Annotated in this window: 10 protein-coding genes; 8 read left to right on the top strand and 2 right to left on the bottom strand. The window is 72.7% G+C overall.

Translation table 11 applies throughout. The annotated features are described in order from the left end of the window. Nucleotides 1-374, bottom strand: a 374-nt coding sequence (locus ACWEVN_RS42580) for a hypothetical protein (RefSeq protein ID WP_452055069.1), incomplete at its 3' end; no start/stop codon positions are given. Nucleotides 375-595: 221 nt separating this feature from the next. Between ACWEVN_RS42580 and ACWEVN_RS42585 the strand changes: the two genes are divergently transcribed. The 6 genes from ACWEVN_RS42585 to ACWEVN_RS42610 all read left to right on the top strand — a co-directional run bounded on the left by ACWEVN_RS42585 (nucleotide 596) and on the right by ACWEVN_RS42610 (nucleotide 6,245). Then, entirely contained in the window at nucleotides 596-1,165 is a 570-nt protein-coding gene (locus ACWEVN_RS42585; RefSeq protein ID WP_452055070.1) for a DUF6801 domain-containing protein, read from the top strand. A gap of 201 nt (nucleotides 1,166-1,366) precedes the next feature. Continuing rightward, the gene (locus ACWEVN_RS42590; RefSeq protein WP_449685992.1) at nucleotides 1,367-1,945 is read left to right on the top strand and encodes a papain-like cysteine protease family protein; all 579 of its coding nucleotides are present in this window, start codon (nucleotides 1,367-1,369) and stop codon (nucleotides 1,943-1,945) included. Beyond that, on the top strand, nucleotides 1,942-2,706 hold the full coding sequence (locus ACWEVN_RS42595; protein WP_452055071.1) for a hypothetical protein: 765 nt from the start codon (nucleotides 1,942-1,944) through the stop codon (nucleotides 2,704-2,706). Before ACWEVN_RS42590 ends, ACWEVN_RS42595 begins: the two co-directional genes overlap by 4 nt. Before the next feature lie 84 nt (nucleotides 2,707-2,790). Continuing rightward, nucleotides 2,791-3,828: an Lrp/AsnC family transcriptional regulator gene (locus ACWEVN_RS42600; protein ID WP_449685994.1), complete on the top strand. Its 1,038-nt coding sequence runs from the start codon at nucleotides 2,791-2,793 to the stop codon at nucleotides 3,826-3,828. A gap of 30 nt (nucleotides 3,829-3,858) precedes the next feature. After that, on the top strand, nucleotides 3,859-4,974 hold the full coding sequence (locus ACWEVN_RS42605; protein WP_452055072.1) for a serine hydrolase domain-containing protein: 1,116 nt from the start codon (nucleotides 3,859-3,861) through the stop codon (nucleotides 4,972-4,974). Nucleotides 4,975-5,012: 38 nt separating this feature from the next. Beyond that, nucleotides 5,013-6,245 (top strand): FAD-binding protein, encoded by a 1,233-nt coding sequence (locus ACWEVN_RS42610; RefSeq protein ID WP_452055073.1) that lies wholly within the window; start codon nucleotides 5,013-5,015, stop codon nucleotides 6,243-6,245. On the opposite strand, the gene ACWEVN_RS42615 is transcribed toward ACWEVN_RS42610, so the two are convergent. Then, the gene (locus ACWEVN_RS42615; RefSeq protein WP_449685996.1) at nucleotides 6,242-7,225 is read right to left on the bottom strand and encodes a LacI family DNA-binding transcriptional regulator; all 984 of its coding nucleotides are present in this window, start codon (nucleotides 7,223-7,225) and stop codon (nucleotides 6,242-6,244) included. The two genes, ACWEVN_RS42610 and ACWEVN_RS42615, sit on opposite strands and share 4 nt — an antisense overlap. Before the next feature lie 300 nt (nucleotides 7,226-7,525). Here ACWEVN_RS42615 and ACWEVN_RS42620 point away from each other — a divergent pair, with 300 nt between their 5' ends. Beyond that, nucleotides 7,526-8,722, top strand: coding sequence for a Gfo/Idh/MocA family protein (locus ACWEVN_RS42620; RefSeq protein ID WP_452055074.1), 1,197 nt, complete (start codon nucleotides 7,526-7,528; stop codon nucleotides 8,720-8,722). A 210-nt stretch (nucleotides 8,723-8,932) separates the two neighbouring features. Next, entirely contained in the window at nucleotides 8,933-10,225 is a 1,293-nt protein-coding gene (locus ACWEVN_RS42625; protein ID WP_452055075.1) for an ABC transporter substrate-binding protein, read from the top strand. Nucleotides 10,226-10,314: the final 89 nt, after the last annotated feature.

Consider the following 10,314-nt stretch of genomic DNA (forward strand, 5'->3'; position numbering starts at 1 on the left):
CTCGGGCGTGGCCCGGGCGGCCGTCGTGTTCTTGGGAATCTCTGTTGCCGGCTGTGCGGGCAGTGCTCCGCTGCCGCGGCGCCATCCTCGGAGGGATGCGTCACGCGGTCCCACGCCAGGCGGACTGCCTTCTCGCAGTAGCCCTGGTACGCGGTGCTGCCGTTGCGGCTGGAGAACCAGGCGATCGCCTGGTTCGCGGTCCGCGCCGCGGCGAGGTCGGCCGCCGAGTCGGTGATCACCGCGCCCGGGTCGGCGATGTCGGCGGCGGTCACCTCCGCGTAGACCTCCGACGGGGCGACGGCGGCCGAAGCGACGGTCGCGCCGCCGAAGAGCAGGGCGGCCGAGAGCGCGGCCGCCTGGCAGATCATGCGCATGGTTTCTCCCTCAGTAGGCCGGGCGGGCGGCCCGGCGACGAGAACCCTGCGCCCCGCCGCTACACCGGCACTACACCGCCGCTCTCGCGCGGGCGAATGACAAAAACCGCGACGGCGAGGACCGACGCCCGTGACAAATTTTTCCGCAACCGAAAACAGTCGTGGCCGGTTGGGAAGTTTTCCACCTAGTATCCGAAGCCCGACGAGGAAAGGACCAACAAATGCGGAAAACCCGTGGAATCGGCGTTGCCGCGCTGCTGGCCGCCGCGCTCGCCATTGTTTCCGCCGGACCGGCCGCGGCCGCCGAAAAGTCGCTCACCTACCGGGGCGGGTTCCCGCTGATCGGTGACCAGCAGGTCGCCGTGGTGGTCAAGGCCGACATCCCGGCGGCCACGACCGCGGGCAGCACGATTTCGGTGCCGTTCAGCCTCGACGTCGACGCCGGCCAGGCCGCCGGCGACGGCCTCCGCCTGGTCGGCGCCACCCGGCTTTCCGGTTCGATCAAGTCCCGGGTGAACGTCGCGGTCGGCGGCCAGTCCGTCGCGATCCCGGTCGAACTGCCGATCCCCGAGACGCCGGTGCCCGCCGAAGGCAGCCTGAAGTTCACCGCGATCGGGCAGGTCGACTTCACCGTCCCGGCCGGCACCCCGGCCGGCGAGGCGACCAGCAGTGTCGACGCCGCCGCGAGCACGCACGTCGTCACCGACAGCAGCCTCGGCGAGTTCGACGTCGCCCTGACGCTCGACCCGCCGGACCAGGACGCCGTCCTCGGCACGACGACCGTGTCCTGACCGGGGCGCGAAGCAGGGGCCGCCGGAATCCGTCCGGCGGCCCCGAGCCGATGCCGGAATCCGGCGTCCCGGAGCTGCCGGGATCCGCCCGAATCGTTTCCCGTCAACGCAATCCTCCCTTGGTAGGTACCGGATCACCGTGCCGGGCGCGGAGTATTCCGTGCCACCACGTCGAATCGTCACCGGCTGGAGGAGCACTTCGTGAAAACCACCTCACGAGTCCTGTGTGGACTCGCCGCGCTCTCGGTCGCGGCCGTTGCGCTGCAGGCGCCGGCCGCCGCGGCCGCGGCCCGGACCGATCTCGGGATCACCATGCAGGCCCAGCAGAAAGACCAGTGGTGCTGGGACGCCAGCGGCAACACCATCGCCGCCTTCTGGGGATACTCCCTGACCCAGACCCGGTTCTGCCAGATCGCGCACAACGAGTCCGGCAGCGACTGCGCGAACAACCAGGGCTACCTGTCCGACCAGCAGCGCGTGTTCCGCTACCTCGGCTTCACGAACGTCGGGTCGTACAATTCGGGCGGCCAGACGCTTTCCTTCACCGGCGTCAAAAGCCAGATCGACGCCGGAAAACCGGTCGGCACGCGCATCGGCTGGCGGTCCGGCGGCGGCCACATGCACGTGCTCTACGGATATGACAATTCCGGCGGCGCCACCCGCGTCGAATACGGCGACCCGTGGCCGAACAACAGCCGCTACAACTCGATGAACTACGACACCTACCGCTCGAACAACCAGTTCCAGTGGACCCACACGCTGTACGGGATCGAGGGATGAGCATGCTGCGGAAAGCGATGGGCGTGGCCGTGCTGGCCGGCGCCGCGATGCTCACCACGGACGGCGCCGCGGGCGCGGCGAGCGGGCCCGCGGGCGCGCCGACCGCCGCCGACACCGCCGCCATCGGGCAGGTCACCGGCGGCCCGGACACCCTCGGCCGCCTCGCCAAGACCAAGTTCCCCGGCAGCCACGCGGCCACGGCGGCGCAGCAGACGGCCGACCCGCGCACGCAGGTCCCGGTCTACGAGCCGACCGCGGCGTTCGTCGCCGGGAAGTCGGACGTCCCCGCCGCGCTCGCCTACGTCGCCGTCCCGGCGAAGACCGGCGACGGCACCGCCGCGACCGTCTGGGCGGAGCGCCAAGGCCCGGCCTGGACCGTCGTCAACGTCGCGTCCGGCGACTACGAGCGGCAGTACGCCCAGGCCGCGGCCGGCGGCTACCTCCTGCACGAACCGCAGGTCAACGCCTGGTACGCGGTGCACGGCGACGCCGTGACCGTCCTGGACGGCTCGGTCACCGGCCTCGCCGCGGGCACGAAGCTGTCCCTGGCCGCCTACCGCGCCGCGCTGCACCAGCGGTACGCGGACAAGCTGCCGGGCTCGGCCTACGACCGCGACGGCGCGGGCGGCGGCTACGGCGGCCGGGAACGCGCGGTGCCCGCCGCGGATCCCGGTGACGTGCCCGCGTTGCCGTTCGTGCTCGGCGGCGTCCTCGTGCTGGTCGCGGGTGCGGCCGCGGTGCCGCGGCTGCGGCGGCGGTAGGACGACGACGGAAGGACGACGAGGGGCCGCCGGGGGAGTCCGACGGCCCCTTGGCAGCCGGTCATGATCAGGTCACAATGCGCCATGCCCGTTTCGCCCGGTGCGCCGCCGGAAGCGGCGCGCCCGGGGTTGAGCGCGTCGGACCTCGCGCTGGTGGAGGCGCTGCAGCGCGACCCGCGGGCGCCGTGGACCCGCATCGCCGCCGCCGTCGGCACCGACGCGACGACGGCCGCCCGCCGCTGGGAACGGCTGCAGGCCGCCGGGCTCGCCTGGCTCACCGCGTACTCGACGCCGCCGACGACCACCGTCGGCTACGTCGACCTCGCCTGCCGCCCGGACGCGCTGAGTGCCCTGACGCGCGAGCTCTGCGGCTGGCCGTCGGTGTTCAGCGTCGAGCGCACCACCAGCCGGTTCGCGCTGTTCCTCGGCCTGGCCGCCCGCGACCTCGACGCGCTGGACGCCCTGGTCACCGGCCGCATCGGCACCCTGCCCGGGGTGCGGGAGGTCCGGTTCGCCGTCGCGACCCGCGTCTACCGCGAGGGCAGCGGCTGGCTGGTCGACGCGCTCGCCCCGGAGCAGCGGGCGGTGCTCGACGACACCGCCGTGCAGGCCCGGCTGGTCGTCCCGCAGCAGTGGAACGACCGGGACCTGCGCGCGCTGGTGGAGTCCCTGGGCGAGGACGGCCGGCGCAGTTACGCCGTGCTGGCCCGCGACTGCGGGATGAGCGAGTCGGCGGTGCGGCGCACCCTCGCCCGGATGCTGCGCAACCACGAACTCGACTTCCGCTGCGACCTCGCGCACGTCCCGGCCGGCTGGCCGGTGATCGCCGGCTACCGCCTCGACGTCCACCCGACGGAGCTCGACCGCGCCGGCACGGCGATCGCGCAGCTGCCGGAGACCCGGCTTTCGGCCGCGGTGGTGGGGGAGGGCAACCTCGTCGTCTCGGCGTGGCTGCGGGTGCCGGCCGACTGCACGGGTTACGAGACGCGGCTGGCGGAAGCGGCGCCCGGGGCGCGCGTTCTCGACCGCGCGATCACGCTGCGGATGCCGAAGCGGATGGGCCGCCTGCTCAGCCCGCACGGCCTCGCCGGCACCCACCAGGCGATCATCCCGGCCCGCTGAACTAGGGTCGGACCGACCCTGGGGAGGATCATGAGCCTGCGCGAGACCCTGCAACGCCACGTCGACGCCGGCACGCTGCCCGGCGCGGTGGCGATCGTGGACACCGGTGGCCGGCGGGAGGTCGTGGCCGTCGGCTCGGTCGACGTCGAGGGCAGCCGCCCGATGGCCGAGGACACGCTGTTCCGCATCGCCTCCATCACCAAGCCGATCACCGCGGCCGCGCTGCTGGTGCTGGTGGACGACGGCACGCTCGCCCTCGACGACCCGATCGGCCGCTGGCTGCCCGAGCTGGCCGAACCGAAGGTCGTCCGCACTCCGTCGAGCCCGCTCGACGACGTCGTCCCGGCGAAGCGGCCGATCACGGTGTTCGACGTGCTGACCGGCCAGGCCGGCTGGGGCTTCCCGTCGGACTTCACGCTCCCGGCCGTGCAGGCGCTGCTCCCGGTGCAGGGTGACGGCCGCGAGGTGCAGACCTTCCCCGAGCCCGACGTCTGGCTCGTGCGGCTCGCCGAAGTGCCCCTGGCCCACCAGCCGGGGGAATCCTGGCTGTACGACACGTGTTCGGTGCTCCAGGGCCTGCTCGTCGCCCGCGCGTCCGGGCAGTCCTTCCCGGAGTTCCTCGCCGAACGGATCTTCGCCCCGCTGGGCATGACCGACACGGGTTTCGTGGCCGAGCCCGCCCGGTCCACCGCCTTCTACAAGAAGACCGCCGGCGGGCTGGTGCTCGCCGATCCGCCGGACGGCCAGTGGCGCACGATGCCCGCGCTGCCGCTCGGCAGCGGCGGCCTCGCCGGGACGGCGGGCGACTGGGTCGCGTTCGGCCGGATGCTGCTGAGCGGGGGCGCGGGCGTGCTCACCCCCGAGGCCGTCCGGTTGATGACGACCGACCACACCACCCCGGCGCACCGCGAGATCGGCGCGCTCTTCCTCGAAGGCCAGGGCTGGGGGATGGGCGGCTCGGTGGACATCGCCGCCACCGAGCCGTGGCACGTCCCGGGCCGGTACGGGTGGGTCGGCGGCACCGGCACCACCGCGCACGTCGTCCCCGCCACCGGCACCGTGGCCGTCCTGCTCACCCAGGTCGGCGAGGACAACCCCGTGCCGCCCGGCTGGATGCGGGACTTCTGGCGCGTGGCGGCCGCGTAGGGTCGAAAGCGATCCAGGACGGCGGAAGGACACAGCGGGTGGGCGAATCGAACTGGGCCGGGAACCTCACTTACGGCGCGGACGCGGTGACGACCCCGCGGACCGTCGCCGAGGTCCAGGACGCCGTCGCCGGCGCGACGCGCGTCAAGGCCCTCGGGAGCCGGCACTGCTTCAACACGATCGCGGACTCCCCGGGCGGGCTCCTGCTGGACCTGCACGCGCTCGACACGGGTGTCGAGATCGGCGACGGCACGGTGACGGTCGGCGGATCGGCCCGCTACGGCGACTTCGCGCAGCAACTGCACGACGCGGGCTTCGCGCTGCCGAACCTTGCGTCGCTGCCGCACATCACCGTGGCGGGCAGCGTCGCGACCGGCACCCACGGCTCCGGGCGGCGGCAGCCCGGCCTCGCCGCGGCGGTGTCCGGGATCGAGCTGGTCACCGCCGACGGCTCGCTGAAGACCTTCACCCGCGCCGACGCCGAGTTCCCGGGCCTGGTCGTGAGCCTCGGCGCGGTCGGCGTCGTCACCCGGCTGACACTCGACGTGGTCCCCACGTTCGACGTCCGGCAGGACGTGTTCGACGACCTGCCGTGGGAAGCCGCGGACACGCATTTCGACGAAATCGAGGACGCCGGCTACAGCGTCAGCATGTTCACGAACTGGGCGAACGACCGGATCGACCAGGTGTGGGTCAAGAGCCGCGAAGGCACCGGGCGCACCGGCCTGTTCGGCGCGGTCCCGGCGGACGGGCCGCGCCACCCGGCGCACGCCGCCGGCATCCCCGCGGACAACTGCACGCCCCAGCAGGGGGTGCCGGGTCCGTGGCACGAGCGGCTGCCGCACTTCGCGCTGGCGTTCACCCCGAGCGTCGGGGACGAGCTGCAGTCGGAGTACTTCGTGCCCTACGGCGCGGCCACCGCCGCGATCCGCGCAGTCCGCGAAATCGGCGACCTCGTCGCGCCGCTGCTGCTGGTCTCGGAGATCCGCGCGATCGCGGGCGACGACCTGTGGCTCAGCCCCTGCCACGGCGGCGACCGGGTGGCCCTGCACTTCACCTGGCAGCCGCGGCAGCCGGAGGTCGAGGCGGTGCTGCCGGTGCTCGAGGAGCGGCTGGCCCCGTTCGGGGCGCGCCCGCACTGGGGCAAGCTCTTCCACGGCGTCCCGGGGGAGTACCCGCGGCTGGCGGAGTTCCGGGCGCTGGCCGGGAAACTGGATCCGCAGGGCAAGTTCCGCAACCCGTTCCTGGACCGCAACGTCTTCGGGGGCTAACCCGAGGGCGGGGCCGTGGTGGCGCGCACGATCAGGTGCGTGTCCAGCACCTGAGCCGTGTGCTCGTCGGCCTCGCCGTCGAGCAGGCCCAGCAGGATCGTCACCGCCGCACGGCCCGCCGCCTCGGTCGGCATCGCGATCGTCGTCAGCGGGGGCGCCGAGATCGCCGCGAACACCAGGTCGTCGAAGCCCACCAGGCTGATCTCGTCCGGCACCGGCACACCGCGGGCGTTCAGCCGCGCCAGCGCGCCGAAGGCGACCAGGTCGTTGTAGGCGACGATCGCCGTCACGTCCGCCGCCAGCGCCAGGTCCGCGCCCTGCAGGCCACCCTCGAACACCGGCGGGAACGGGCCGAACTCGACGACGTCCGTGCCGTGCTTCTGCGCGGTCTCCGCCAGGCCCTGCTTGCGGGCGCGGTTCGCCCACGACGCCCGCGGCCCGCCCAGGTAGGCGCAGCGGCGGTGGCCGAGCGCGGCCAGGTGCTCGATCGCCTGGCGCATGCCGTCCGCGGCGTCCATCACGATCGACGGGATCCCCGGCACCTCCCGGTTGAGCAGCACCAGGGTCGTCTGGCCGGCCAGCGCGCGCAGCTGGTCGTCGGTCATGCTCGGGCTGCACAGTACGACGCCGTCGACCTGCTTGGCCATCCGGCGCACGAGGTTCTGCTCCATCGCCGGGTCCTCGTCGCTGTTGGCGAACAGCACCGCGATGTCGTCCTGCCGGGCGCGGGCCTGGACCCCGTTGAGCACCCCGGTGAAGAACGGGTTGCCCAGGTCGGAGACGACGATCCCGATGTGCCCGGTGCGCGCCGCCGGTCCCGGCTGCGGCGTGCCGGCCGCGTGGTAACCCAGCTCGTGAGCCGCGGCCAGCACCCGAGTGCGCGTCTGCTGCCGGACCAGGTCCGGGGACGTGAACGCGCGCGAGACGGTCGAGATCGACACGTTGGCCCGGCGGGCGACGTCGTGAATGGTCACGGTCACGGCAACTCCTCGGCAGGCTCCGAGCAACATCATGGAAACGGCCGCGAGCGTTGTCAACAAATCCTGCAAACCGTTCCCGCGACTTGCAGGCCGAGCTGGTCTATTCCAGTAAGCGCTATCTCGAAAACCGCAGGTCCATCCGGACCATCGAATGTTCGATGATTTCGACGCCGCGGTCCTGATGATTGACACGTTTGTCGCGCACACCCTACGGTGGCGACCGGAAGTTTCTCCCGAAAGCCTGACCCCATTCGTCAGTCCCGCGCGGGCCGTCCACCGGTGCCCGCCGATCGGAGATCCATGTCGGGGAGCCGGAGCCGCACCGTGGCGGACCCGCCGAGGCTGGCGGTCGTCGGCACGTCCGGCTACGCCTTCAGCTACCTGCACCGCGCGCGGATCCTGCACGACGAAGGACTGGTCCGGTTCGCCGGCATGGCCGATGTCCGGCCGCCGTCGGCCGCCGCCGGGGCGCTGCTGCCGGCCGGCGGCACCGCACACCCGAGTGTCGAAGACCTGCTCCGCCGCTGCCGCCCCGACATCACCGTCGTCGCGACGCCGCCGCACGCGCACGTCCAGGTCGGCGCCGCCGTGCTGCGGGCGGGCAGCGACCTGCTGCTGGAGACCCCGCCGGTGCTCGACCTCGACGGCTTCACCACGCTGTCGCGGCTGGCCGCGGAGACCGGCGCGGCCTGCCAGACCGGGTTTCAGAGCTTCGGTTCCCCGGTGCTGCCGGTCCTGCGGGCCGCGATCGCCGACGGCAAGCTCGGCGCGGTAGCAGGCGTCGGCGCGGCCGGGGCGTGGATCCGCACCGACGCCTACTACCGCCGCAACCCGTGGGCCGGCCGGCGCTGGCTCGACGGCGAGGCCGTCGTCGACGGCGCCCTGACCAACCCGTTCTCCCACGCCGTGGCCACCGCGCTCCTGGTCGGCGGGGTCGCCGGGCGCGACCCGGCGGAGATCGCCCTCGAGCTCTACGGCACCCGGGACATCGAAGCCGACGACACCGCCTGCCTGCGGATCCGGTTCGCGGACGGGCCCGAGATCGTCGTCGCCGCTTCGCTGTGCGCCGAACAGGACCACGAGCCCTACGTCGTCGTGCACGGCGAGCGGGCGCGCGCGAAGTTCTGGTACAAGAGCCACCGCCTCGAGATCGACGACGAGCGGTGCCACCTCGGCGAACCGGCCGACCTGCTGCGCAACCTGATCGCCCACCACCTCGACCCGGACGGCGTGCTGCTGCTCGCGCCGCTGTCCGGGACCCGGGCGTTCGCCTCGGTGGTCGAGGCGGTGCGGGACGCGCCGTCGCCGTCGCGAATCCCGGCGGGCTGGATCCGCACGGTCGGCGAAGGGGCGAGCCGGCACCCGGTCGTGCGCGGGATCGGCGAAGAGGTCGCCGTCGCCGCGGACCGGCTGGCGCTGTTCTCGGAAATCGGCGTCCCGTGGGCGAGTGCCGCACGCCGCCGGACGGGCGGCGCGGCCGCCGAACGCACCGGATAACCCGGCCGGTGCGCACCAGCGCTGGCAGCCCGGTTGTCGCCACCGGTGCTGTAAGCGCTTTCTCAGCGTGCCCGCTGAACCGTGAAAGCGTTGGTGCACAAGGGGTATTGCCACCATTTGCCCGTTGACACCGATGGAGCGCACTGCCTACCGTGAGCGCGCTGACAGCGTTTTCAGAAAAGTGCTGACACGCTGAGGACGGAGAGTTCGATGGGGCGGACAACTGAGCGCAGGACCAAGAGGCGGGGTGTCGCCGCGCTGGCCGTGGTGGTCCCGCTGCTGCTGACCGGGGTGGCCGCCTGCGGCTCGGACTCCGGTGGCGGCGGGAACGTGACCATCAACTTCGTGTGGTGGGGCAGCGAAGGGCGGGCGAACCTCACGAAGAAGGCCGTCGAGCTCTTCCAGCAGAAGAACCCGAGCATCAAGGTGCAGACGTCGTTCTCGGCGTACGCGGCCTACTGGGAGAAGCTGGCGACGCAGACGGCCGGGGGCAAGCCGCCGGACGTGCTCAACGTCGACAGCCGCTACCTGGCCGAATACGGCGGCCGCAATGTCCTGGCCGACCTGAATTCGGGTGCGGGCAAGGCGATCTCGCTCGCCGACGTCAACCCGGAGCTGGCCGCCACCGGCGTCTACCAGGGCAAGCGCTACGCGGTTCCGTGGGCGCAGAACACCCCGGCGATGATCTACGACCCGGCCGCGTTCACCGCGGCCGGCGGTGACCCGGCGAAGGGGATGACCTGGGACGCCTACGCCGAGGTGGCCCGGAAGGCCGGCACGGCGGGCCCGGCGCGCGGGGTGACCGATTTCGGCATCCTCGACACCACGCTGGAGATCTGGCTGCGCCAGCAGGGCAAGCAGTTCTACACCCCCGAGGGCAAGCTCGGCTTCACCGCCGACGACCTGCGCGGCTACTGGCAGCTGGCGAGCAAGTTCCGCGACACCAGGGCCGCCTCGCCCGCCGACGTCACGGCGTCCTACAACACCTCGCCCGAGCAGTCCCCGCTGGGCAAGAAGCTGACCAGCTCGGAGTTCGCCTACGACAACCTGCTGCCGGCCTACCAGAAGGCGAACGGCAAGCCGCTGAACGTGGCGCCGTACCCGACCGGCGCGAACGGCGACACCGGGCAGTACCGGCGGCCGTCGATGTTCCTCGCCGTGTCCGCGCGCAGCCAGCAGCAGGAGGCCGCCGCGAAGCTCGTCGACTTCCTGATCAACGATCCCGAGGTCGGCAAGATCGTCGGCACCGACCGCGGGCTCGCCCCGAACCTCAAGGTCCGCGCGCAGCTGGCGTCGTCGGCGAAGGGCAACGACAAGACGCTCTACGACTACGAAGCCGCGCTCGAGCCGAAGCTCGGGGCCGCGCCGCCGGTGCCGCCGAAGGGGGCCGGGGCGATCCAGAAGCTGCTGCAGCGCACGTACGAAGAGGTCGCGTTCGGCCGGATGAGCATCGACGACGCGGTCAACCGGTTCATGACCGAAGCCCAGAAGGGACTGTCCTAGCCGATGACGACCCTGCGCACGCCGGACCCGCCGGTCGCGCCCCCGGCGCCCGCCGCGCGCGGCCGCCGGGGCCGTCCGGCCGGGCGCCG

It is taken from the genome of Amycolatopsis sp. NPDC003861, assembly GCF_053605405.1.

Coding starts and splice junctions, on each gene's coding strand:
- ACWEVN_RS42585 (WP_452055070.1), top strand. CDS start 596: ATGCGGAAAACCCGTGGAATCGGCGTTGCCGCGCTGCTGGCCGCCGCG.
- ACWEVN_RS42595 (WP_452055071.1), top strand. CDS start 1,942: ATGAGCATGCTGCGGAAAGCGATGGGCGTGGCCGTGCTGGCCGGCGCC.
- ACWEVN_RS42600 (WP_449685994.1), top strand. CDS start 2,791: ATGCCCGTTTCGCCCGGTGCGCCGCCGGAAGCGGCGCGCCCGGGGTTG.
- ACWEVN_RS42605 (WP_452055072.1), top strand. CDS start 3,859: ATGAGCCTGCGCGAGACCCTGCAACGCCACGTCGACGCCGGCACGCTG.
- ACWEVN_RS42620 (WP_452055074.1), top strand. CDS start 7,526: ATGTCGGGGAGCCGGAGCCGCACCGTGGCGGACCCGCCGAGGCTGGCG.
- ACWEVN_RS42625 (WP_452055075.1), top strand. CDS start 8,933: ATGGGGCGGACAACTGAGCGCAGGACCAAGAGGCGGGGTGTCGCCGCG.